Here is a 23,698-nt window from a genome sequence, read left to right as displayed (position 1 = left end):
TGCCTTAAATTTTTATGGGATAAATTCCCAATATGAAAATTCTCGAAGAACCAATCAAATATATTAAAATCTATATCACGATAAGCATTTTGGGGTATAGGGCATAAAAAAATACAAGCAAAGTAAGCATCCAATAGCAAATCAAAATACACATAAGCATCTGAAAATTAAATAAATACATGCTTTTGGTATATTTACGAAACTTTTCGAAAACGCTTTCGTAGAATTAGGCACCTATATCTTTAGGCCGTCCTAAAAGAGACTACGATATATGGCCATAACCCTTGTTTTAATCTACTTCTCTTTCTTGCTAACCAGACCTTTGGTAAACTCGTTCAAGGTCTCCACTTTTTCCTCAAAATCCCCTTTTATGGTTTTTCGGAATTCGTTTAGATTTTTAACCAGATCATCTATATTCTCCGGAATTACATCTTCAAAAAACTGTCTTAGGCGTTTTGCGGTAGTAGGCGATTTCCCATTGGTAGATATGGCCACCTTTACATTGCCCTTGGTAACGATACCTCCCATATAAAAGTCGCAAAAAGGTGGATTATCGGCTACATTTACAAGTAAGTGCTTTTCCCTGCAGTCGTGATAAATCTGTTCGTTTACGGCCACTTTATCCGTTGTGGCAATAACCATATGACGCCCTTCCAAATAACTCTTCCTATAGCTATCCTGCGTTATTTTTACCTGATACTTTTTGGCAAGTTCCAAGGTTGCATCCAAGAATTCGGGTGCCACCATTTCTACTTGGGCATTGGGGCTGGACTTAAGCATGAACGTTAGTTTTTCCAAACCAACATTGCCACCCCCCACTATTAAAATATTGAGCTGGGATACCTTTAAAAAAACAGGATATAATTCATTCCTTTCCATAATGACTCTTGTTTTGTTCCACTACACATACGCGTTACAACAATTGCCTTTCCTTAAAGGATATCACCATTTATCCAAAAAAAACAATCCATTCAAAGATAAGGCACAAAATGCTAGGCCCTCTTTCATTTTGGCTAGATTTTTTCCATACACCATCTCCTTTATGACAATTCTATGGAAAATGGTGCCCACCTTTTTATGGCCATGACAAAAAACACTACTTATAACGCCCTAGCCCCTAATAATAGCTAGGACTTGTTGTGATAAATAACTGTTTTCTAACCTATAGTGACCGTCCTTGTAAACCCGTAAAAACTTGCCTTTGGAACAGCACAGTTGCCCGTTCCTTTAAGGGCCTATGAAATTAAGACATTCTTACTTGCCCATCTCCGTATATGTAATACTTGTTGGTTACCAACTGCTCCAGTCCCAGCGGCCCCCTATGGTGCAGCTTGTCCGTACTGATTGCCAATTCGGCACCAACTCCCATTTGTCCACCATCCGTAAACCTGGTCGAGGCATTGTGGTATACTGCGGCAGTATCCACCTGATTCATGAATTCCATGGCCAGCTCCTTATTCTGGGTCATAATGGTCGCGGAATGCCCTCCGGAATAGTTATTTATCTTTTGTACCGCTGATTCCAAATCATCAACCGCTCCAATAACACATTTCATGGCGAGGAATTCTTCATACCAAATAGACTCGGTTTTAATGGTAGTATTTGCGGGTAGTACCTCGGCCACTTTCCTATCGACCACAACGGTGACCCCATGGTTATTCAGGATAGTATTGAGCTCTGTTAACTTGTTGTAATAGTCATCCATTTTAGTATGGATCAGGATTTTATCAAGGGCATTACAGGCCGATATCTTTTGGGTCTTTGCATTTAAGATTACCTCCATACTTTGTGCCCAATCCGCTTCCTTGTCCACAAAGAGAAAATTATTGCCTCTTCCACTGACCAGTACTGCGCATTTGGCATGTTCCTTTACAAAAGCTATTAAACGCTCCCCGCCTCGTGGAACGATCAGGTCTAACTTCTCGGAAGGATTCCTCAAAAACTCTTGGGTCTCTTCCCTGTTCATATGAAGTAATTGTATCCACTGCGTATCCAAACCATTTTCCTCTAGTGCCAGGTGCCAACATTTCTCCAAAATAACATTACTGTGAACCGCTTCCTTTCCTCCCTTCAACAAAATTTTATTATTGGCTTTGAAGGCCAAAACAGCGGCTTCTATGATAACATCCGGCCTGGATTCGTAAATGATCATTATAGTCCCAAAAGGCGCCGTTTTATTTTCAATTTTCAAACCGTTTTCCAAGGCCTGTTCCGATTTTATTCTGCCCACTGGATCCTGCTGTTGTAGCACTTCTTGGATAGCCACAATCATTTCGTCCACCTTTTTATCATCCACAACAAGCCTATCGTACATAGCCCTGTCCCCTTTTTCGAAAAGTTTAAGGTCTTTCCGATTGGCGGCAATTATGCGGTTCCTATTGCTATCCAATATTCGCATCATGGATCTCAATACTTTATTTTTAATATCTGTATTTAACAATTTCATTCTTTCTATTTTTAGCTTACTTATATTATGCGGAAATCTTGGTTCCCACACTCTTCCCTTCCACAATATCCAGTATAACCCGTTTTCTTTTGCCATTGGCAATATAAGTCGGGATATTCTTGGAGGCGGTCTGTTTGGCAATATTCAACTTGGAGCCCATTCCACCTCTCCCTTCAGCTTCACCTTTATCTATGGTCTTTATATACTTTTCAACATTCTGGTCCACGCTCACATTCTTTATTACCTCAGTATCTTTATCATCAGGATGTCCTGTAAATAATCCATCCGTGTCCGTAAGGATAATCAATTTATCGGCTTTGGTAAGTTCTGCTACTAGACTTGCCAACTCGTCATTGTCCGAAAACATGGATTTGGTCAAGGAAACAGCATCATCCTCATTGGCAATTGGCACCACACCCTCTGACAAAAGGCCTTCATAGCAATTGATCATATTATCCCTGTGGTTTCCAGGGTTAAAGTCCCTTTTGGTTGCCAACACTTGGGCGCATTTCATTCCATAATCCTGAAATATATTGTAGTAATGCCGCATCATTCTTGGTTGTCCTATAGCCGAATACACCTGTCTCCTTGTGGCCTTATCCGTAATATGGCTCTCTCCCATCACTTCCATACCGGCAATAACCGATCCCGACGAAACCAAAACCGACATTATATTCCGTTCATACAATTCCGCTATCTGTTGTACCAGGTGATCAAGAACAGGTTTTACGATCCTATTGTCCTTATTGGTCATTACATTGGTACCTACTTTAATAACTACTCTTTGTTTATACATATTCTATTTATCTTGTCCCAATTCAACAGCGCGATTAAAAGCAGAGTACGCGGCCTCCTTAATAAGCTCCTTAACGTTATTATCGTCCATGGAATCCAATGCCGCCCTTGTTGTACCCCCTTTGGATGCCACCCTTTCCATCCATGAATTGGGGGAAAGATCGGATTGATTGAACAAATCCACAGCACCTTCAAAGGTCTGGCTAACCAACATTTTACTGTCATTACCAGAAAAGCCCATTTTTAAAGCTGCTTCCATCATACTTTGCATAAAATAAAAAACATAGGCCGGGCCGCTACCCGAAATACCTGTGGAAGCATCTATGAATTTTTCCGAGCTTACCAAAATCGATTTCCCTGTTGTATCCAATAAATTTTCTATGGTCAATAATTCTATTCTTGACACCTCCTTGGAAGCCGTATATGAGGTGACCCCTTTCCCTATCTGAGCAGGTAAATTTGGCATAGCCCGGACTATTTTTTGAAGCCCCAATTGGTCTTGAATGGACTTTATAGTGACTCCGGCCATAATTGAAATAACGATTTGCCCCTTATTGACCAAGTGTGTCATCTTCTTAAATAAGTCCCCGCTATGGCACGGTTTAACGGCAATAAAAATTAGATCGGCCTTGGGCACACATCCCTCCAAATTTTCATGTACTTCAAAATGTGCAATCTTTTTTAAGGACAAGGTCTTTTCCTGGGAACTGTCCAAGATCATTAAATTTTTTTTCTTTAATAATTTTGATTTTGACATGGACTCCGCGTAGGTCAATCCCATATTCCCTGCCCCAATTACTAATACTTTCATGTATTGTTTTTAAGTTTATACTTTAATTTACAACCCTATTCGCACAAGAACCGTGCGATATGCCCATTGCCATTATAGAGTTTATCTGTAGACCTCACCTTAGAATAGAAAAAACTTATACTAAAGCCCTACCCCTTGCTATGACAGGATTTGGGATTTTAATGAAATAATAGAAAATTATAGGTTTTGGCCCATTGCCAAAAGAGGAACCTGACAAAATAGTGTCAAATTGGATAAATAAGTTGCAATCCCAACTCAAAATTGATATAAGTAAAAGCCATCACCTACTGGCCACTGTATTCTGGTTGTAAAATATGAAAGTAGGATTGAGGTCAGGACCTGTCCAGGAGCATCTAGCCTGCCAGCAATACCCTTTAATGCAGGAAGTAAATTTTCAACATGGTAGCCTGTTCATTGAACTCATTGGATACACCATGGGGTATAGAGCCATCAAAATATAGAAGATCCCCTTTTTCCAAAAGCACCTTGTCTTTTTTGAGCAAATAGTTCACCTTGCCTCCAAGTACATAGATCAGTTCATTGGCATTGGTGGAAATTGGCTTTCTATACGCACCGGCTGCAACACTAACAATATATACCCTTATACTACTATCCGAAGAGGAACTGGACAACAGGTGCGTATACTCAAGGTTAACGGAATCTTCCCGGTCTTCCTTGGTCCCCGTTCCATTTTTGATTACTATATAATCCCCGGTAACATTAGAGGAAAGGTCCAGCTCTGACAAATCTATACTCAGGGTCTGCATTATTTTTAAAAGCACTGGGAGGGACGGAGTAGTCCTTAAATTTTCAATTTTAGAAATAAGCCCAGCACTAACACCAGTCCTTTTTGCCACTTGTTGAAGGGTCAAGTCCCGTTTTTGACGGGCCAATTTCAATTGTCGCCCTATATTGATAAGAATGTCATCCATTTAGCTACTATTGGTCATGTGTTGCAAAGGCTTGCTGCACAGACATTATTACAGCAAAAATAGACATTTATTTTAATTGAAATAAACTAAAACCTCAGTATGATTTAAATGGAGCTTTATACTTAGGCAATCGATTGGATAAATTACTATTTAAAAGTCTCCAGTCTATATAAAAGGTATAAACCTCAGGGCAGGCCTGCCTTTGTCGGCAGACAGGCCTGTCTGTCCATAAAGGCAGGTCCTGAACCCAATAATAGGAATCGACCCTATGGTCGAGGTATTGAACCTAGATCCCGCCGATTAAGGCGGGATTAGTTCAACTTGCAATTTTAAGTGCGTCTTACTGACTTCTCAAAATTGAGTTTCACTAATAAAATGGGTAAATATACGTTCTCCTTAAAAGACCGTGCTTTACCATTACCCTTTCTGATTAAAATCTACCGTTCTATCGCTGATGGACGCAGAAAGCCTAGGGGCATCGGGATGATTCTTTTCGGAAGGGGTGGGATGCACAAACTGACTTTGCCTCCCTTCAATTGAAATTTGACCGGAGGGATCCAAAGTTAAAAATGCAAATATGGAATCCTTGTACATGGCCCTACTGCCGTCGGAGCCATAACCCTCCCCCACATAAAAATAGGAAGCGCTGTTCATTTGAAAATAATGCACCTTGTTTATAAAACTGTGATCATCCACATGATGGTGCCCACAGAAACAAGCTATTACTTTTTGATAGTCCGTTCTATTGTTGGCATCATCAATAACCTTTCTAACTGCAAACCTGCTGGGAGAGGACCACCCATCCCAAATCTCATCAAAAGCCTGATGGGAAAAAATTATTGTCTGTTTATCCGTTTTTTCCAAATCCTCTTTTAACCATTCTATTTGTTCAGGGTTGACCAAACTTCTATTTTGTTGTTCTATATAAAAATTGGCATTGCCGTAATCCTCGTAGTTCCCTTCCTTCTTAATAAAATTTCCATCCATAACCACAAAGTGAAAGTCGCCCTTATCAAAGGAATAGTAGTTCTTCTCCATCCCAAAAAAATCCATGGCATCTTTCTTGGTAACCTTGTCCATATCATGGTTTCCCAACACATGATATTTTTCCCCCTTGTAGGTGTTCCAAAGATCCATACACTCTTGGGCTTCTTCCGTTGCATAGCAAAAATCCCCACCTTGAATTATAAAGTCCAATTCGCGGGAAGAAGCTTCCTTTATAAAAACCTCCAATCGCTCCAAGGCATCTGAACAATAGCCATGGTGGATATCGGTTATAAAACCTATATTGACCTTCTTTTTTTTGGTCATTTCCAATTTTGGTACGAAGGCATAAGCCCCAATATTACCTAACCCAAAGGCCAAGGTTCCCATGCCCATCTTGGCCATAAACCTACGACGTCCCCTTTCTTTATTTTGCATGTTGTTCTATCTTAATTACTTAACTTAACCACTTACTTTGTTAGATCTCGAAGATGCGCATTTGTTGAGCCATTCTTCACTAAAGGGATCTATATCTCCAAACCGCGAAATTTCAAACGCTGAGAAATCCAAAGGATTGGGTCTCCCCGATGCCATTTCGGCAATTCCAAGCCCTACCCCACCGGCAACAGAAATTCCGGCACCACAACATCCTGAGGCCACCAGGAAACCCTTGGTTCCTGGGACATCTCCCAAAACCAATTGGGAGTCTGGAGTATAGCCCGAAAATCCTGCCACGTAATATTTGATCCCCATATCATAAATAGCAGGAAAGAAACGTGCGAGTCGCTCTCCATTTTCAAAAAGATCCTCCATGCCTTCATCGGCACTAAAAACGAAATCGGAAATATCCCTGGGCACATCTTTTGGGGAAGCAACCAACGATTTCCCCTCGCGTATCCCAAACAGCAGCCCCCCTCCTTCAGGTCGGGCATAGGCCTGGGCGTCCGGTAACAGGACCATGGGTGAATTTGCGGGAAATATATCGGCCCGTTCCGTTATCCAATACTGACTTCGTACCGGGGCCATGGGAAGTCCCACCCCCATTTCCTTCGCGAGCAAGGGCGCCCAAACACCCGCTGCATCCACAACGGTTTCTGCCATTATTACAGCTTCCGAAGTCTTTACCCCTTTTACTGTTCCCCCATCATGAATAAGTCCAATGACTTCAACACCCAAACGAATTTTAGCCCCTCTATTTTTGGCACACCTGGCAAAGAAAGTCCCCAACATATAGGGATCACAATAGGCCTCATTGGGAACAAATCCAATTTTCAAAGCCTCGTCCACCTTCAGCCAAGGGGTTTTATTTTGGGCCTCCTCTTTGGTTAGATAGTAGGCTTCCTGGTTGTATTCCTTGGCGATTTCCATAAGTTTCGCCAAATCCCTCACCTTGGACTCACTGGCTGCCACATGCATCATACCTACCTCCTTAAAGTCCAATGTCTCCCCCAACTCTACTTCCATCTCTTTGGCTACTTTAAAGGTCTCTATTGTAAGCGGAATATAGGCACGCTTGGAACGCACCATGGTCATTAAGGCAGCTGCCCTACTGGTTGCCGCATTATTCAATTCATTGCGCTCCAAGAGCACTACTTGTTTTTCTGGATTATTTTTGGTGTAATAATAGGCAATGGCACAACCGAATATCCCTCCTCCAATTATCACTAAATCGAACTTTTCAACGGACCTACCCTTCATTAAACTTCTGTATTTTAAATAATTTTCTAAAGCCATCATAAGGCACCCTGCCTTAAAAAAATAAAATGTGCATTTGTATTCCCTATGGTTCCTGGGTTTCGAAAATGGACATGGGCACTTCCCCGGTCCATGAAAGCGGAACATTGCCACAACCAAAAAGATAAGCTATGGTAGTGGCCGTATTAACGGAATTATTGGGTTCCTTTAAAGATTGTCCTTTTTTTATTCCAGGTCCCGTTATGGCCCAAGGCACTTCCAATTCTTGCGGGGTGATTCCCCCATGACCTTTTTCGGGCACTCCTCCGTGATCCGTAAAAAACATAAAATGTGTATCCTCGTATAGTCCTTCTTCCTTTAGTCTATTTATAAACTCTCCAATTTGCACATCCACTTCTTCAATGGAAGTAATATATTCCGGGGACATCCAACCATGATTATGGCCCGCATGATCTGTATGCACGGAGTAAAGAAAAACCATGGTAGGGTCCGACTTGTTATTGACGATAAAATCGAATGCCTTTCCATAATTATTTTGATATTCATCATTCTCCTCAAAACTTAATTCATCTATATAGCGCGGGTTGAACGAATTGATCAATTCGGCCCAATTGTAAAAGAAAGCTGTCTTTACATCTGGAACGCCTTCCTTCAAAATTTTGAAAATAGAAGGATAATACCCCTCCTCATCGGTCTCTATGGCCGGCAGGGTCACATTCTGCAATTCCCAACTGTTACTCAATACTCCATGTTGTTCAGGGCCGCTTCCAGTAAGATGGGAAGTCCAATTGGGCAGGGTCACCGAAGGCATCACATTTCTGGTGGTCAAGGACAGCACCCCATCTGCCATAAGCGCATCCAAATTTGGGTGTTTTGCCGTTCTATAGCCATCCACACTTATACCGTCCAGGCCTATGGCGATAACACGCTTCGTCTGAACCCTATTTTCCGGGGCTTTTTTGGCCGTATCACAACTGCCCAATAACCAAATTAAACTCCAATAAACGATCAAATTCCGTTTCCTAATCATATTTTATAGTATTTAATTTAAGTTGATAATTATACATTGCTACACGGATATAGGCGGTTACAATTTTAATATCAGCGCCTCACAAATAAGATTATCAGAGCACTAAAAAAACACATCACCGCAGTTACCACAAAAACTATGTTTTGCTCTCCGGTAACATCTATCATATATCCTATAAAGGGCTCACCGGCCCCTGCAAAGGCATAGGCAAAAGTGTTCATAACCCCTACACCTGTTCCCGACCTTTTAATTCCCAACAAATCCGGACTCAGGGGCCAATAACAAGATTGTGGGCCATATACTAAAAAACCGGCCGAAAACATCAGCACCAAGCCCCCAAGTAAATTATCTTTCGGCACCAGATAAACCATTAAAATGACCAGACCTGCCAACCCCATTGATAGCGCTATAGGTTTGGATCTATTGGAATTAAAGACCCTATCCGATAATTGTCCAAAAAAAATAGTCCCCAAGGCCATCCCCACTGGAAGAGCCAACGCAATCCACAAATTGGTGTTTTCATTTAATTTTGTGCCCAAATAATAAAGGGGTACCCAAACCAGAAGCCCGTATCTTGCCATATTTTGAAAACCGATAGAGATACATGCCAATATGAATTTGTTGTTGCAAAGAACCTTTTGGTAACGTTCCAAAGAACTTTCATTTTCTTTGGGCAAAACCAGTGGCATGTCATCCTCCACGGGTTTAAAACCAGCATCTTCCGGTTTATCGCGAACCACGAAATAAAAAACACCACAGCCCAAAAGAAGTAACAATACCGGTAATCTAAAAAGCCACCGCCAATCCACTTCATACGTGTCCAACATTATTATGGACAACAAATAAATGAGTACCGAGGAGCAACCAGCTGCAAACACATAAAAACCAAAAGCTTTTCCTCTTTCCTTCCCTCCCCACCAATTAGCTACCATGCGGCTCCCTGGAGCCCAGCCCAATGATTGTGAAAAACCATTCAAGGCCCAGAATACTACGATCATCCAATAGGCAGTTGCAAAACTTGTGGCCCAGTTCATTAGTACTGAAAGTAAGCCCCCTATCACCATCATCCGGCGTGCACCAAACTTATCGGCCAAATTACCGTTAATAAATTGTCCTATTCCATAAGCCCAAAGCATGGCGGCACCGGCCCAGCCAATATATTGTTTTGCCACATTGAATTCTAGGGATATACCCTGGATTGCCCACCCGAAATTCTGTCTACCGGTATAGTAAAATAGGTAGCAGAACATAACTGCAAATAACATTTTCCATTGGTACCTTCGGAAATTTTGATTTGTATTTTCTATGGGATTCATTTATGCTTTTGGTTTTACCGAGACCCTAAACCAACGTTGTTTTTTTGCCTCTAATACGGCCTCCTCTATACTTTCTAAGTCAAAGGGCGGACTCACAAGTTCATCAAAAGGGAAGTTCCTATGATTTCGTTCCAAAAAGTGAATAGCTTCTTCCAAATGCCATGGTGCATAATTGTGAATACCATTTACGGCGAGACATTTTCTAATAATTTGTTCGGCCGTGACCTTCAATTCGGAATCCGGATGTACCAAGCCTACCAGGATGTATTGCCCACCTGGTCTTAATAGACTTATTCCCTGGGGAATCAATTCCTTAACTCCGGCAACCTCAAAAATGGCGTCCGCCCCATCTCCAAGCCTGTCCAATAAAAATGACGTCGCCTTATGCATATCCCGTCCATCCACAGGGTGGGCTCCAAATTTTCCTATTATTTCAAATCGATTCAAATTGATATCCAAACAATATATCTCGTCAACGCCCTTTTCCTTTAGAAGTGCACAGGCATAGACCCCTAATAGCCCACCACCCTGCACTACTACTTTTTTAGGCATATTTTTTAATTGGGACACGGCATTTACCATTGTTGCAAGAGCGCAATTGGCAGGCGCGGCCATAGGGTTATCGACGACCTCCGGAACCTTCACCAAATGTGTACCCCGTCTAATATGGATGATGTTGGAATAACAGCCATTTAAGCCACTACCCTTGTTAATGGATGCGTGGCCATACTTAAAAAGTTCTTTGCATTTTTCGGGGAGTCCATAATCGGTACATGCAGCACATTTCCCGCAACTATCTGCAATGGTCCAAGTTACCCGATCTCCTACGGCAAACCCAGTGCGGTCTTTAATTTCAACAATTTCCCCAACTGCCTCATGACCTAGTATACAGGGAACATCTTCCCTTCTTTTTCCTTCAATGGTATGCAGGTCGGATCCACAAATGGTAGCCAAAACAATTTTCACCAAAGCTTCGCCCTCGTTCAACTCAATTGCCAGTTGTTTTTGTTCAAAGCCAAAAGGTTTCCCCGTTCCGTGAAAAACTTGAAATTTGGAATTAAAAAGTTTAGCCTTTAACATAATAAGAAACAAATTTGACATCTAAAAATAGGAACCTTTGGTGTCCTTCAAGTACTAAATAATTACCTATACATTAACATTGGGTGCCATAAGCGCTGGCAATAAATAAAACCGCATTATCAATATTACCTACTGATTCCCAAAATATTGAAACGTAGCATATCCCTATCTAATCCGAACTTTGCTGATTCCACTTTAAAGCTGCCAATCCCCCACCAATGAACGACATGATAACAAAAAAGTAGAATAGACTGTTCCAACCGTAATATTCATTGATGGCTACCACAATAAAACCGGAGAACATCTGTCCCACAGACCCCATTCCATTGATGATACCAGCAGCCATTGCAGCACCCTTGGTACCCCCAACATCCATAGAACCAGCCGTACAGATCAGGGAATCCGGTCCGTAGGTCGCTATCCCTATAAGGGCAATACTGATAACGGTCGCTATTTTCCCATAAGGAACCATATACGGATGGGCAAGGCAGGCAAGCCCTAAGCCTATCATCATAAGGGATACGGTACTAAACCTATTGGAGTTAAAAATTTTATCCGAACTATAGCCTGCTAAAATAACCCCAAAAAAACCAATCAATTCGTATACCGAAGACATATAACCAGCATCGCTGACCCCATAGTGCAAGGCTTTTTCCAAATAAACGGGCAACCAAAAAAGAAAGGCATATCTGGTCATCTTTAGGATCATATAGCAACTGGAATATATCCAGAGGGAACTATTTCTTAACAACACGCCCAAAATCTTCAGTTTCTCTACCTTGGCCCCCCCTTCAAATTCGTACTTATTTTCAACTATTTTGGGTAGGCCAACATCCTCTGGGTTGTTTCTGGTAAACAGAAGGTATAAAAAGGCAATAACAAAGAGTATCAGGGAAGGGAAAATAAACCCCCTTTTCCAACCCAGTTCCGAAAGGAACTCCATATCAAAAGCCGCATAGGTGGCAAAGATAGTAGCCAGAAAGCCCCCTGTAACATAGCATGTAGACCACCAGGACATTACTATACCACGCTCGGTCCGCCTGAACCAAGGGGTCATATTCTTTATCAAACCACTCCAGCCAGTAGATTGTCCATAGCCATTAAGCGCTATAAGAAAAACAATTACCCCTGCAGAAAATGTCATGCCAAGAAACAAGTTACCAATGGCGGCTAGAAACAATCCAACCGTGACCACTTTCCTAGGCCCAAATGTATCGGACAGGTATCCATTAACAAATTGCCCAATGGTGTATATTAAACTGTAAACAAAAATAATAGAAGCATAGTCCGAGTTGTCCAGCCCCAAATCCTGTTCCATGGAACTCCAGGTGACCGATAAATTTTTCCTACCAAAATAAAACCCCGCATAGGCGAGCCAAGTAAGAACAAATATTCTTTTCCTCCAATATTTCTGGTCTGTGGTTAAACTCATGGTTGGTTGTGGTTCTTTAATTCAACTTAAAATTCAGAAAACTATGTCTAAAAAATTATATAGTTGATATATACCACCTATGTCTTAAAACAGTTGGTGGCACTTAAATTACAGTATGTGATAGTTATTCTATTGTTACTATACTCAGATCAAATAACAAATAGCAGCTATGCATATTAATGCAAAGACTACCAATTATTACAAATCATTATTTCAAAAAACCTATTTGAATAAGATATTCCTCCAATACTTTTAGAAAGTCCTCCATATCCCTATAATCTATCTGCCCTATATTGGATATCCTAAAGGTATCATAATTATTCACCTTACCCGGATATATGGTAAACCCTCTTTCGAAGAAAAAATCGTGCATCTCATCAAAATCATATCTATCATTCTTAGGTTCAATGATGGAAGTTATTATTTTGGAGTGGTGTTCCCGGTCTATCAAATATTCCAATCCCATTTTACCTATTCCGCTGAGGAGAGTTTCCCAAGATTTGGCATATCTGGCATAACGTTTTTCAATAGTTTCCTCCTTGGTTTCCAAAATGGCCTGTTTTAAGGCATAAAAGGTTTGTACAGGAGGGGTAAATCGTGTTTGGTGGGTCTTTTCAAAATAGGCATACTGCGCATATAAATTTAAATACAGGTTCCTCATGGGAATGGACTCTGTTGCCAACAGGGCTTTTTTATTGCATATAGCAAATCCAATTCCTGCCATTCCCTGAATATTCTTATTGGAGCTAGCTGCCAAATAATCAATGTTCATAGCTTTCATGTCTACCGGAATAGCAGCAAAACCACTCATGGAATCCACTATAAAACCAATACCGTAATTGGCGCATAATTTCCCAACAGCTGTAATGTCATTCAAGAGTCCTGTTGTGGTCTCATGATGTATCATAGCCAAATGTGTCAATCCCTTTTCAGCCTTAACAACCTCCTCCAGCGCCTTTAAATCTATAGGGACTATGGATGAAGATTCAAAAACAACCATATCCATCGTATATATTTTGGCAATCTGGCACATACGTTTGCCATAGGCTCCATTATCTATTATAAGAATACGGCCATTGTCCGGGACTACGGAACTCAATATGGCCTCAACCGTGGCCGTTCCGGAACCTCCGAACAAAACAGTGGCATAATCCTTTGGATCTCCCACAAATTTGGTTATCTCAGTAGCACAGTATTCCATAAGATCCCCAAACTCCTTTTCCCTTGGACAAATATCGGTAACTACCTGGGCCAATTTTACGGAATCGGTGGTAGTTGCCGGACCAGGATTGAGCAACACATTTCTTTTTATTTGCATTTGGTATTTTTCTATTAAAATATTAGAATTACTTCAATTGATTTAAATTTAGGATACCTCCTTAGGCAATGTCCCATGGCAGGGAATAGGTCTTGACATAGGTATATCCTTTCATGGTCTCAATAACACCTTCCTTATACCCCAAGCCGGAATCCTTCACACCTCCAAAGGGTGTCCATTCCAAGCGGTAACTCGGTGCCTCGTTTACATTTACGGTACCTGTATCCAATTCGGTAATAACCCTTTGAATGGAAGGCCAGTGATTGCTCACCACACCGCCGGAAAGGCCATAAGGCGTATCATTGGCAATGTCTATGGCCTCATCCAAAGTTTTGAACCTAATTATAGGCGCTACGGGCCCGAAGGTCTCCTTGGCCACTACTTCGTGGGCATTTTGTACATGGTCCAAAACCGTTGGGGCATAAAGGGCACCATCGCGTTTATGACCGGCCAATAGCACTGCTCCATTATCAATGGCATTCTGGACTCTAAATTCCATCTCCTTGGCGGATTCTTCGGTAATAACCGTCCCCATATCATTTTGGGCATCATAGGGGTCCCCGTATTTCAAGGCCTTGACCCTGGCCGTTAATTTAGCGGCATAAGCATCCGCTATGCTTTCGTGAACCAAGATCCTTCTAATAGCGGTACAACGCTGAGCCGAATTTTTAAAGGTTCCGGACATGGTCACTTCCACTGCCTCTTCTATGTCGGCATCTTCCAGAACCAATAAGGCGGAACTACCTCCCAGCTCCAAAACCAATTTTTTATACCCCGCCTTGGAGGCAATAATTTTTCCTACCCTACTACCACCGGTAAAGGAAACCATGGTTATTTCCGGATGTATGGTCATCATTTCCGCTGTTGCCTGCACGTCTGCTCCATTGATGACATTCAACATATTGGGTGGCAGGCCACAGTCTAAGGCCAATTGTGCAAAATAATAGGCAGATAGAGGGGTTTTTTCAGACGGTTTCAAGACCACCGTATTGTTGGTGGCGATGGCCGGAGCTATTTTATGCACCACCTGGTTCATAGGATGGTTAAAAGGCGTTATACAACTAATAAGCCCCAGGGGAACACGCGTGGTATAGATCCTTCTTGGTTTGCCATTTTTGGAAACATCACAGGGAAATACCTGGGAGTCATCATCCAAAGCCTTCATGGCCGAAAATCGCAGTACATCGGAAACCCTACTGGCTTCATAACGTGTATCCTTTAAACAAAGTCCGGTCTCATCGGTAATCATTTTACTCACCTCATCGACCCGTTCCTCCAATGCATTTGCAATCTTGTTCAGTATGTCGTACCGTTCATAACGGGTAAGGTTAATTTTGGTATTCTTCGTATCCGTCAATACCTTGTCCAAGGTTTTTGTATCCAAGGACGCCACCCTACCAACCTGCTTTTTGGTGTATGGATTATAAATATCTATCCATTCGCCACTTGTAACCTGTTTTCCATTGATTATACTTCCAAATTCGATCATAGTTGTGTTTTAAATAGTTTAGTTGGAGAATCCATTGCTCAAGAAGTGGAACAAATCGAAGTTCCTACTAGTACCTGATGCCAATTTATCACTGTATTCCGCGTTCAGTTTTTTATTGAATATCATGGGCACTACTTGACAGTGCTCTCCTCCATGTGAACGCAGACCTTCCTTCACCTTATCCAATTCATGCCAATCCGGGGTCCTACCAATGGTAGTGGCCGAATCTGCCAATACCACCAAATCCCCGATTCTATCACCTGGAAGTTCATATTCCTCAACGGCCTGGGCGTTGGTAAGTACCTTTTCTATTCCGTCCAAGGAAAGCAAATAGTCCTTGGCCGCTTGTAATTGGGATTTATCCTCCAAATACAGCGTACCATAACCTCCTAGGGCCCCGTGGTGCACCACATAAGGATCCGTGATGGGCAGGATTACCCTTGATCTTATATCTTGGGCATCCAAAAGCTGTTCTATAAACTGCACCTTTGGACTGCCATCCGGATTGGTCTTGGCCTGCATACCATGATCGGCGGTTACCCCGATAATGGCACCCAACTTGTCCAATTCCCCCAACCAAAGATCTATTTTGGATAAGAAATCGTTCGCATCCGCACTTCCTGGAGCATATTTATGTTGCACAAAATCGGTTGTTGTCAAATACATGACATCAAAATGTTCCCGTTTCAAAAGTTTGGCCCCAGCTTCAATGCAATAAACCGAAATATAGGGATCATAGATACCTGGTCTTTCCTTGCCCATCAATCCTTGCTCCACGTTTTCAATACCGTTTTCCTCCAAAGTTGCCTGATTGGCAAATTCTGCCGAAAAGCAGATACCCTCCAAATTGTGAGCCAGCATTTTTCGCAACTTATCCTTGGCTGTAACCACAGCCACCTTTCTTCCGTTTTTACTTAACTCTGATAAAATAGTGGGAACCTTTAGATACTTTGGGTCGTTCATCATTACCTCTTCCTGAAGTTCGGTATCCCAATAAAAATTGCCACAAATTCCGTTAACCTTTGGAGTAACCCCAGTAACGATGGCCATATTGTTCGGATTTGTAAAGGATGGTATCACACTTTTTACCATTCCCATAGAACCTTCCTTTATAAACCTTTGTAAATTGGGCATTACCTCCTTGGCCGCTTCATAATAAGGATAAGATGTTCCATCCATACATATTCCAATAATGGTCTGCTTTTGCTCAGGGTAATTTCTGTCGTTAATCTTCATGTCTTAAAATATCTTTGAGTTTCTCACTAATTTTGCACTAAAGTACAAAATTTTTACTAATAGGATAATTTTAGTTACAAAAAATGAATGTCATTTTGCCAAGTACAGGAGGAGTATAATTATGAAACAAAAATCAGCCTAATATCCTTGGAATTATTCGATCTAAGATTATTTTATTGTTAGCTAAACACTAAATTCTTTAAATCAACAATCCGCTCTTTCACTAAAAGAAGGATGGTCCTGGACCAATTAGACATAAAAAAATCCCTATTTCATTTTGGAAATAAGGATTTGAAAAATTCAAAATACCGTTAAACCTTAGTCGATCAACCCAAAAACCCTTGGCAACCATAAAGAGAGCTCCGGCACATAGGTCAGGATCAATAATACGGCGGTCATTGCCGCCAATAAGGGCAATAAGGGCTTGATCACTTTTGTGACCGGAACTTTGGCAACACCGCTACCAACAAACAGGAGCGTCCCTACGGGAGGGGTACATACGCCTATACATAAGTTGAGAACGATTACCATTCCAAACTGTACAGGGTGCATCCCCAATGCCATAACCACAGGCAAAAATATAGGGGTGAAAATTAATACTGCCGGGGTCATATCCATAAAGGTACCCACAACCAGAAGGGTAATATTTATAAACAATAGTACCAACAAGGGATTCTTAACAGATTCCAGAAGGAAGCCCGTAAGCGATTGCGGAATGGATTCAAAAGAGAACAACCAGGACATGGCCATGGAGGTAGAAATCAAGAACATAACAATAGCGGTTGTTTTGGCACTGCGGAGAAGGATTGGCCTGAAATCGGCAAACTTCAGCTCCTTATTCACAAATCCGAGCAAAACAGCATACACCACGGCAATGGCCGCCGCTTCGGTGGCGGTAAAAATTCCTGCCACAATTCCACCAACTACAATAACCAACAAGGTTAAACTCAAAATGGCATTCTTAAAATCATGGAACAACTTTTTAAAACTTACCCTTTCTTCCTTGGGCAATCCCTTTTTTCTGGCATAAAAATAGACCATTAACATAATGGCAAGGCCTACCAAAATACCAGGTATATATCCTGCAATAAAGAGGGCAGCCACCGATGCCGTGCCTCCACTGGCCAGGGCGAAAATTATTAATACGTTACTGGGCGGTATCAATAGACCGGTGGTTGAGGAACTAATGTTTACGGCAGCACTAAATTCCCTAGGGTAACCATCATTAGCCATTTTTTCCGTAAGTGTACTTCCAATGGCCGATGCTGCTGCAATGGCGGAACCTGAAATGGCCCCGAACAACATAGCGGAGATTATATTAACATAGGCCAGGCCCCCGGGCAAACTGCCAATAAGTGATTTGGCAAAATCTATCAAGCGGTTTGCAATACCACCACGGTTCATTATTTCCCCGGCCAATATAAAGAAGGGAATGGCCAATAAGGCAAAATTATCTATACCTGTCGTCATTCTTTGACTTACCGTAGTGGTAGCAGGCATATACGCTATATTGATCAGAAGGGTAATCGTTGTAGAGATACCAATAGCATAAGCAACAGGCACCCCATAGGCCAACAAGCCCATAAAACTAATAAACAATACTAGGATACTTATGGTTTCAATACTCATTGTTATTGGCGTTAAAGGTTATTTTAATGTGATAAACGGAAAAGAAAATGATTATTAGGCCACAAATAGGCACTATAGCGTAAACATAGCCAAGCGGCACCAATAATGCAGGGGACAACTGGCCCAACTTTAAGGTGGTATATACCAAATTACCTCCACCAATAACCATAATGACCAAGGCAAAAATAGCCATCACAACCTGAATTATCCTATGTCTCCTTTTTTGTTTGTCTGCCGGAAGTTTGGACAATAAAAAGTCCATGGACAGATGTCCTTCCTTTTGTCCATTGATATAGGCAGCACCCAAAACCGTTAACCAGATCAATGAAAACCTGGCAAACTCCTCCGTGAACGAGCTTGACTGTCCCACCACATATCGGGAAACCACCTGCCAAACCACATCGAGCACCAATAAACTAAAAATTAGAACCAGCAACCCTTCTATGGCCTTATTCAATATTCTGTACGTCGTATGCATTATTGATTGTTAATTTGGTCGATTATTTTTTTCATTTTTGGATCCTCCATCAAATCCTCTAAAATAGATTTTGTTTTTTCTACGAAGGGACTTTTATCTGGATGATAGATTTGTACATTGGCCTTTTCCAAAATTTCCATGCCTTCCTCTACGGTTTCCTGCCAATATATTTTTTGTTTTTTTACGCTGTCATCTGCCGCATCTTGTAACCAACCCTTTTCTATATCGCTCAAAGTATCCCAAAACTTGGTGCCTACTACCACAACATCCGGAACCATACTGTGCTGATCTAAGGTATAAAATTTACAGACTTCGTAGTGATTGGAGGTTACAAATGAAGGAACATTGTTCTCGGCACCATCTACCACTCGTTGCTGTAATGCGGTATAAAGCTCACCATACGCCATTGGGGTAGCAGAGCCACCTAGGCCGTTTACCATGTTCACGGCCATTTGGTCGTTCATTACCCTAATCTTCTTGCCCTTTAAATCCTCCGGAGTCTTAATAAATCCATCCAAGGTATAGAAACTTCTACTTCCCGCATCATAAAAACAGAGGCCACGGAGCAAATATTCGCTGCCCCCTTCCAGTAGTTCCTTGCCTATAGGTCCTTCCAATACCCTGAACATATGATCGCTGTCCTTAAATAAATAAGGAACACCCAAAACCCTATATTCCGGAGAAAAGCTGGACATAGAGGCGGCACTTACCTTGGTCATGGCAACACTACCTATCTGCAATAATTCCAAGACCTCCCTTTCCGTACCCAACTGTCCATCGGGAAATATCTTGATCTGCAACTTTCCGCCCGATTTTTCCTGTAGAGCCTCTTGCATGGCCAATATACCCTTATGGACCGGATGGGTTATTGGCAGGGAATGGGCAAAGAACAAGGTCTTGTGGTCTGTAATATCCGAGCAAGAATAAAAGCTTAAACATGCCAAGACACCAATCGTAATAATTAATTTTCCCAAAAGGGGTTTATAAACCTGCATATACATTTTTTTACTTGGTCGTTAACGTTAACGCTATTTATCTTTAGATTTCATTTCCAAAGCTTAAAAATACTCTATTTTTTAAATTTTACAACAACTCGGCACAATATTAGCAATTTACCTGCGTCTTCATCAACAATTACATCCATATTTTACAAATTTACCAATCTAGTTAGAGCAGCATTTCCCTAATACCCTTTTCCAGGCCATAGAGTTCGGACATCCCAATAGCCCTTCCAATTAGTGAATACCCTGAGTAAAATTCGTCTTTCCTTTTTTTGTCATCCAACAAAACGTGTCCGTGATCTGGCCTAATAGGAATGGCCACCTCTCCAACACCACTTTCATGTCTCCTCCACTGCTCTTTAACAATCTCCAGCATTAGCTTGGGCATAGGTATGGATCCATCCAAATGGGCAGCTTCATAAAATTTACCGTCGTCTTCCCTTGAAACATTTCTTAAATGTAAAAAATGAATATGTGGCCCAAAATCCCTTATAATTTTAAGAAGGTCGTTGGAGCTTACCGCACCCAAAGACCCTGAACAGAACGTTAATCCATTACTTGGCGATGGAATGCAATCCAGAATATATTTTAAATCCCCATAGGTGGAGGCAATACGGGGAATACCAAAAACAGGGAATGGCGGATCATCCGGATGCAGTGCCATTTTTAGACCCAGCTTTTCGGCCTCTGGAACGACCGCTTTTAAAAAATAAGCCAAATTTTCCCTGAGCACGGGCTTTTCTATCCTACTTACCTCCTCCAAAGTGGACCTGAAATCCGAAAGGGGAATGGCCTCTTTAGAACCCGGCATACCCGCCAAGACGGCACTTTTTAACCGCTCCCGCCCTTTCTTATCCAGGGTATTGTAATAGTGTTTGGCCTTTTCAATCATTGCCTCTCCATAGACTTCTGCCGCCCTCTCCCTTTCTAGGATGAACAAATCAAAAGCGGCAATGGCAACAGGATCGTATAACAAACTAATGGCCCCGGTGGGAAGCTCAAAATTTAAATTGGTACGGGTCCAATCTATCAACTGCATAAAATTATAGCAGACCACCTTAATGTTGTTTTCTGCCAAATTCTTAAGGGTCTGAATATAATTTTGGATATAGACATCCCTTTCCGGCATACCGTATTTGATAGCCTTGTGTATATTGACACTTTCTACCACGGACCATTCCAAGCCATTGGCCTCAATTTCCCGTTGGACCCCCCTTATAACTTCAGAGGACCAAACTTCACCAATAGGCACAGCGTGGCATGCCGTAACAACACCCTCCACCCCTAGTTCCTTTATATCTCCTAAGGACACTCCAAACTTAGGCCCGAACCACCTAAGCGTTCTCTTTAAATGTTTCAATAATAAGCGATATTAATAAGTTATTACTTGGTAATGATGTGGACTAACCTAAAGTGATTGGATTACCCTTAACATAACAACCATAATTCTCACAGCAATTCCCCCACATGTCCATATTACCCCTTAACCTCTTTAGGGAATCTTATGACAAACTCTCTGACCAGGCCAATTTTATCAGCCATTGAAGTATTATATTGTAATGCTATGAAATTTCAAAAATTATACCCCAGAGAAGGAACTAAAACCTCCGTCAATATCATAAATGGTGCCTGTAACAAAAGATGAAGCGTCACTCAAGAGATAATGTACCATTCCGTTAAGTTCAGAGGCATCTCCAAAACGACCCATAGGTGTATTGGTAATAATTTTCTCTCCCCTATCCGTGAAGGATCCGTCTTCATTGGTCAAAAGTCTTCTATTCTGATTTCCAATGAAAAACCCAGGTGCAATGGCATTCACTCTTATCTTATCACTAAATTTTGAGGCCAGCTCATGGGCCATCCACTTGGTAAAAATATCCACTCCCGCCTTGGCCATGGAATAGCCCAACACTCGTGAAATGGTCTGTTTGGCTGCCATGGAAGATATATTTACTATAGATCCAAAGCCTTGCTTTGCCATAATTTCACTTAAAACTATGGTTGGAATTACGGTCCCGAACAAATTTATATCCACCACTTTTTGAGTATCTCCATGCTCAATATCGTAAATAGTCTGATCTGGTTTTAATGTAGCCCCGGGAATGTTTCCTCCTGCCAAATTTACCAGCCCGTCCAACCGCTTAAACTTGGTGATTATAGTGTTCTTCAACTCGGTCAATTGCCTTTCATCCATCACATCCAGAACGAACAAATGGGCACTATTGGCTGTAATAGCATTTAACTCTTTGCATTTCTCCTCCAACTTATCCAAAGATCTGCCCAATAACAACACCTTGGCCCCATTTTCCACAAGATACTCGGCAATGGAACCTCCCAAGGTTCCGGTTGCACCAGATAAGGCATATATTTTATTTTCTATCGAAAAAAGTTTACTCATCAATTTAAATTTTATTATTCTACTTCAGCGAGACCCAAAGATAATACAAGGAAACAATAATGGACATAATAAAAAGGATTTGCCCTAAACCGACAATCGCAGAGGTTAGCACTGATTAAAAAATCCGCATTAGTATAACCATAAAATGAAGCCAAATACACTTTGGTCTTAATTTTTAGCCATTTTATAGCCTTCAATGGTCGTGTAATATTTGGTAATCATATTGGGTATCTCCCAGTTTGGCAATTTACCCTCGTCCAAATACCGTAAATAATTTTGGGTCACTTGGGCAAAGTGTGCCTCATGACCAATCTTAAACTCGTCTGGGATAATAATTTTCCAAATATTCGCTGACACTTTCTCAGCTTCGGTACCGGGAAATTTAGGGCCTATGGAGTGCTCCAGGGCATCTGTTATTAGCTTGTCAAAATTGGCCTCTCCTTTGGATTGAACATACAAGGTAGGCTTATAACTTTCTTCCTTACCCTGTTTAATTATGAGGTCGCTTTTGGTACCCCGCATTATGCTGTAATGGGTATCCCCGGTACCTTCGGGAGCCTCATAATTCCAGATTACGGAAACCTTGGCGTACTTTCCCTTAATCTTGTAAATCATTTCGCCATTGCAATACACCTTAAGTTTGTCACCATCCATATCTTTTTTAAGATAATCGGGAAAACTATCCAATCCGGTCACTCTTGTAAATTCATCCAACGTAAGCACAGTTGGCCATCGCTTGGCACTTACCATTTCTATGTCTGAACGATCTATAATCTGTTCCGGAAAAAGTTCCCATTGCACCAAATCGACCAAGTGGGTGGTTACATCCACTATTCCTTCCCCTTCTTCATTCACATCAAAAAACCATGCCGGTCTTACCAATGGCTGGCCAGAAACATACTTGAAAAAGTGATGAACACTCTCTTTAATAATAGCCGGTTCCTCAGGACTTCCTTCCAACACTTGGCCAAACACCTCCGGTAACATGGAAAACTGTCTTTGCATACCGGTAGTAACCTCAAAACGCTCTGTCATTATATCGTAGATCATCACCCCTTTTTCCTCGGCAATTTTAAAAGCCTCTTCCAGTTTCTGGAACCCTTCCGGATTAATCACCAATGGCTTATCCGCATAAACGTTCAACCCAGCTTTTACAGCGGCCAAAATATAGTCTATCTTCTTGGAATTTTTCCCGGCCACCACCATAACGTTACCAGGTTTTTTGGCAATCATCCTTTCCAAATAATCTTCCCCAAAATAACTATTCACCTTCCAATGGGTAGGGTTTTCCGATCTTGAATTATAGGATTCTATTTTACTTAAAAAATCGTTTACCTCTGGCCCCTCGGGCGCAAAAACGTAAATGGTGGAATCTACCGCATTATACATTGTTTTTTGGACCAAAGCAGCATGAAAATGCCCTGGATCCAAAGTCATTAAACTTACTTTGTCCGGAGTACTATTGGCAATTGGATTCACTTCTTCTTTTTTTTGACCACAACTAAGAAACAATACCAAAAGAAAGGTCGATATACTATACTTCATTTATTGGTTTTTTTGCGAATAATGACAAACCCCTCCTTAGTTCAAATTATTATGACCAAAAGAGGGATTATTTTTTCATCATT

General features: G+C 41.4%; 20 protein-coding genes. All 20 read right to left on the bottom strand.

Translation table 11 applies throughout. From position 1 onward, the window contains the following. Positions 1-294 precede the first annotated feature (294 nt). Positions 295-879, bottom strand: a complete 585-nt coding sequence (locus QSE00_RS12190) for a precorrin-2 dehydrogenase/sirohydrochlorin ferrochelatase family protein (protein WP_110357022.1) — start codon at positions 877-879, stop codon at positions 295-297. Positions 880-1,243: 364 nt separating this feature from the next. Beyond that, the gene (locus QSE00_RS12185; RefSeq protein ID WP_286106185.1) at positions 1,244-2,446 is read right to left on the bottom strand and encodes a glutamate-5-semialdehyde dehydrogenase; all 1,203 of its coding nucleotides are present in this window, start codon (positions 2,444-2,446) and stop codon (positions 1,244-1,246) included. Positions 2,447-2,471: 25 nt separating this feature from the next. Further along, positions 2,472-3,242, bottom strand: a complete 771-nt coding sequence (gene proB, locus QSE00_RS12180; protein WP_110357024.1) for a glutamate 5-kinase — start codon at positions 3,240-3,242, stop codon at positions 2,472-2,474. 3 nt (positions 3,243-3,245) lie between these two features. Next, positions 3,246-4,052, bottom strand: a complete 807-nt coding sequence (proC, locus tag QSE00_RS12175) for a pyrroline-5-carboxylate reductase (RefSeq protein WP_286106184.1) — start codon at positions 4,050-4,052, stop codon at positions 3,246-3,248. Between the two features lie 374 nt (positions 4,053-4,426). Continuing rightward, positions 4,427-4,984: a helix-turn-helix domain-containing protein gene (locus QSE00_RS12170; RefSeq protein ID WP_110357026.1), complete on the bottom strand. Its 558-nt coding sequence runs from the start codon at positions 4,982-4,984 to the stop codon at positions 4,427-4,429. Between the two features lie 417 nt (positions 4,985-5,401). Continuing rightward, a complete protein-coding gene (locus QSE00_RS12165; RefSeq protein WP_286106183.1) occupies positions 5,402-6,406 on the bottom strand; it encodes a metallophosphoesterase family protein in 1,005 nt (334 codons plus the stop codon). 24 nt (positions 6,407-6,430) lie between these two features. After that, positions 6,431-7,705 carry an NAD(P)/FAD-dependent oxidoreductase gene (locus QSE00_RS12160; protein ID WP_286106182.1) on the bottom strand — a complete coding sequence of 425 codons (1,275 nt, stop codon included), beginning with the start codon at positions 7,703-7,705 and terminating at the stop codon, positions 6,431-6,433. 43 nt (positions 7,706-7,748) lie between these two features. Then, positions 7,749-8,693 carry an alkaline phosphatase gene (locus tag QSE00_RS12155; protein WP_286106181.1) on the bottom strand — a complete coding sequence of 315 codons (945 nt, stop codon included), beginning with the start codon at positions 8,691-8,693 and terminating at the stop codon, positions 7,749-7,751. A gap of 71 nt (positions 8,694-8,764) precedes the next feature. Beyond that, positions 8,765-10,009: an MFS transporter gene (locus tag QSE00_RS12150; RefSeq protein ID WP_220020915.1), complete on the bottom strand. Its 1,245-nt coding sequence runs from the start codon at positions 10,007-10,009 to the stop codon at positions 8,765-8,767. Next, on the bottom strand, positions 10,010-11,089 hold the full coding sequence (locus QSE00_RS12145; protein ID WP_286106180.1) for a zinc-binding dehydrogenase: 1,080 nt from the start codon (positions 11,087-11,089) through the stop codon (positions 10,010-10,012). It lies immediately after the preceding gene. A gap of 169 nt (positions 11,090-11,258) precedes the next feature. Beyond that, on the bottom strand, positions 11,259-12,521 hold the full coding sequence (locus QSE00_RS12140; RefSeq protein ID WP_286106179.1) for an MFS transporter: 1,263 nt from the start codon (positions 12,519-12,521) through the stop codon (positions 11,259-11,261). Positions 12,522-12,729: 208 nt separating this feature from the next. Next, entirely contained in the window at positions 12,730-13,839 is a 1,110-nt protein-coding gene (locus tag QSE00_RS12135; RefSeq protein WP_286106178.1) for a 2-aminoethylphosphonate aminotransferase, read from the bottom strand. A 61-nt stretch (positions 13,840-13,900) separates the two neighbouring features. After that, positions 13,901-15,328 (bottom strand): aldehyde dehydrogenase family protein, encoded by a 1,428-nt coding sequence (locus tag QSE00_RS12130; protein WP_286106177.1) that lies wholly within the window; start codon positions 15,326-15,328, stop codon positions 13,901-13,903. Positions 15,329-15,346: 18 nt separating this feature from the next. Continuing rightward, positions 15,347-16,564 carry a phosphonoacetate hydrolase gene (phnA, locus tag QSE00_RS12125; protein WP_110357034.1) on the bottom strand — a complete coding sequence of 406 codons (1,218 nt, stop codon included), beginning with the start codon at positions 16,562-16,564 and terminating at the stop codon, positions 15,347-15,349. A gap of 318 nt (positions 16,565-16,882) precedes the next feature. Further along, on the bottom strand, positions 16,883-18,193 hold the full coding sequence (locus QSE00_RS12120) for a TRAP transporter large permease (protein ID WP_181422903.1): 1,311 nt from the start codon (positions 18,191-18,193) through the stop codon (positions 16,883-16,885). Next, complete coding sequence (locus tag QSE00_RS12115) at positions 18,183-18,671, bottom strand: TRAP transporter small permease (protein ID WP_110357035.1); 489 nt, start codon at positions 18,669-18,671, stop codon at positions 18,183-18,185. The genes QSE00_RS12120 and QSE00_RS12115 overlap by 11 nt, the downstream gene beginning before the upstream one ends. Further along, positions 18,671-19,666 (bottom strand): TRAP transporter substrate-binding protein, encoded by a 996-nt coding sequence (locus QSE00_RS12110; RefSeq protein WP_286106176.1) that lies wholly within the window; start codon positions 19,664-19,666, stop codon positions 18,671-18,673. The genes QSE00_RS12115 and QSE00_RS12110 overlap by 1 nt, the downstream gene beginning before the upstream one ends. A 172-nt stretch (positions 19,667-19,838) precedes the next feature. Then, positions 19,839-21,032: a mannonate dehydratase gene (uxuA, locus tag QSE00_RS12105; protein ID WP_286106175.1), complete on the bottom strand. Its 1,194-nt coding sequence runs from the start codon at positions 21,030-21,032 to the stop codon at positions 19,839-19,841. 219 nt (positions 21,033-21,251) lie between these two features. Next, a complete protein-coding gene (locus tag QSE00_RS12100; RefSeq protein ID WP_286106174.1) occupies positions 21,252-22,070 on the bottom strand; it encodes an SDR family oxidoreductase in 819 nt (272 codons plus the stop codon). 168 nt (positions 22,071-22,238) lie between these two features. After that, positions 22,239-23,615: a putative oxidoreductase C-terminal domain-containing protein gene (locus QSE00_RS12095; protein WP_286106173.1), complete on the bottom strand. Its 1,377-nt coding sequence runs from the start codon at positions 23,613-23,615 to the stop codon at positions 22,239-22,241. Positions 23,616-23,698: the final 83 nt, after the last annotated feature.

The organism is Arenibacter flavimaris (assembly GCF_030291335.1).
Lineage (GTDB): Bacteria > Bacteroidota > Bacteroidia > Flavobacteriales > Flavobacteriaceae > Arenibacter.
The sequence above is the reverse complement of the archived record's forward strand: the minus strand, read 5'-3'. Positions and strand labels throughout refer to the sequence as shown.

Excerpts from the sequence above, each read along its gene's own strand:
- QSE00_RS12095 (WP_286106173.1), bottom strand. The coding sequence starts at position 23,615 with ATGAAGTATAGTATATCGACCTTTCTTTTGGTATTGTTTCTTAGTTGT.
- QSE00_RS12150 (WP_220020915.1), bottom strand. The coding sequence starts at position 10,009 with ATGAATCCCATAGAAAATACAAATCAAAATTTCCGAAGGTACCAATGG.
- QSE00_RS12170 (WP_110357026.1), bottom strand. The coding sequence starts at position 4,984 with ATGGATGACATTCTTATCAATATAGGGCGACAATTGAAATTGGCCCGT.
- QSE00_RS12140 (WP_286106179.1), bottom strand. The coding sequence starts at position 12,521 with ATGAGTTTAACCACAGACCAGAAATATTGGAGGAAAAGAATATTTGTT.
- QSE00_RS12160 (WP_286106182.1), bottom strand. The coding sequence starts at position 7,705 with ATGATGGCTTTAGAAAATTATTTAAAATACAGAAGTTTAATGAAGGGT.
- QSE00_RS12110 (WP_286106176.1), bottom strand. The coding sequence starts at position 19,666 with ATGCAGGTTTATAAACCCCTTTTGGGAAAATTAATTATTACGATTGGT.
- QSE00_RS12120 (WP_181422903.1), bottom strand. The coding sequence starts at position 18,193 with ATGAGTATTGAAACCATAAGTATCCTAGTATTGTTTATTAGTTTTATG.
- QSE00_RS12115 (WP_110357035.1), bottom strand. The coding sequence starts at position 18,671 with ATGCATACGACGTACAGAATATTGAATAAGGCCATAGAAGGGTTGCTG.
- proB (WP_110357024.1), bottom strand. The coding sequence starts at position 3,242 with ATGTATAAACAAAGAGTAGTTATTAAAGTAGGTACCAATGTAATGACC.
- QSE00_RS12145 (WP_286106180.1), bottom strand. The coding sequence starts at position 11,089 with ATGTTAAAGGCTAAACTTTTTAATTCCAAATTTCAAGTTTTTCACGGA.
- QSE00_RS12135 (WP_286106178.1), bottom strand. The coding sequence starts at position 13,839 with ATGCAAATAAAAAGAAATGTGTTGCTCAATCCTGGTCCGGCAACTACC.
- QSE00_RS12100 (WP_286106174.1), bottom strand. The coding sequence starts at position 22,070 with ATGAGTAAACTTTTTTCGATAGAAAATAAAATATATGCCTTATCTGGT.
- QSE00_RS12130 (WP_286106177.1), bottom strand. The coding sequence starts at position 15,328 with ATGATCGAATTTGGAAGTATAATCAATGGAAAACAGGTTACAAGTGGC.
- proC (WP_286106184.1), bottom strand. The coding sequence starts at position 4,052 with ATGAAAGTATTAGTAATTGGGGCAGGGAATATGGGATTGACCTACGCG.
- QSE00_RS12165 (WP_286106183.1), bottom strand. The coding sequence starts at position 6,406 with ATGCAAAATAAAGAAAGGGGACGTCGTAGGTTTATGGCCAAGATGGGC.
- QSE00_RS12185 (WP_286106185.1), bottom strand. The coding sequence starts at position 2,446 with ATGAAATTGTTAAATACAGATATTAAAAATAAAGTATTGAGATCCATG.
- QSE00_RS12190 (WP_110357022.1), bottom strand. The coding sequence starts at position 879 with ATGGAAAGGAATGAATTATATCCTGTTTTTTTAAAGGTATCCCAGCTC.
- phnA (WP_110357034.1), bottom strand. The coding sequence starts at position 16,564 with ATGAAGATTAACGACAGAAATTACCCTGAGCAAAAGCAGACCATTATT.
- QSE00_RS12155 (WP_286106181.1), bottom strand. The coding sequence starts at position 8,693 with ATGATTAGGAAACGGAATTTGATCGTTTATTGGAGTTTAATTTGGTTA.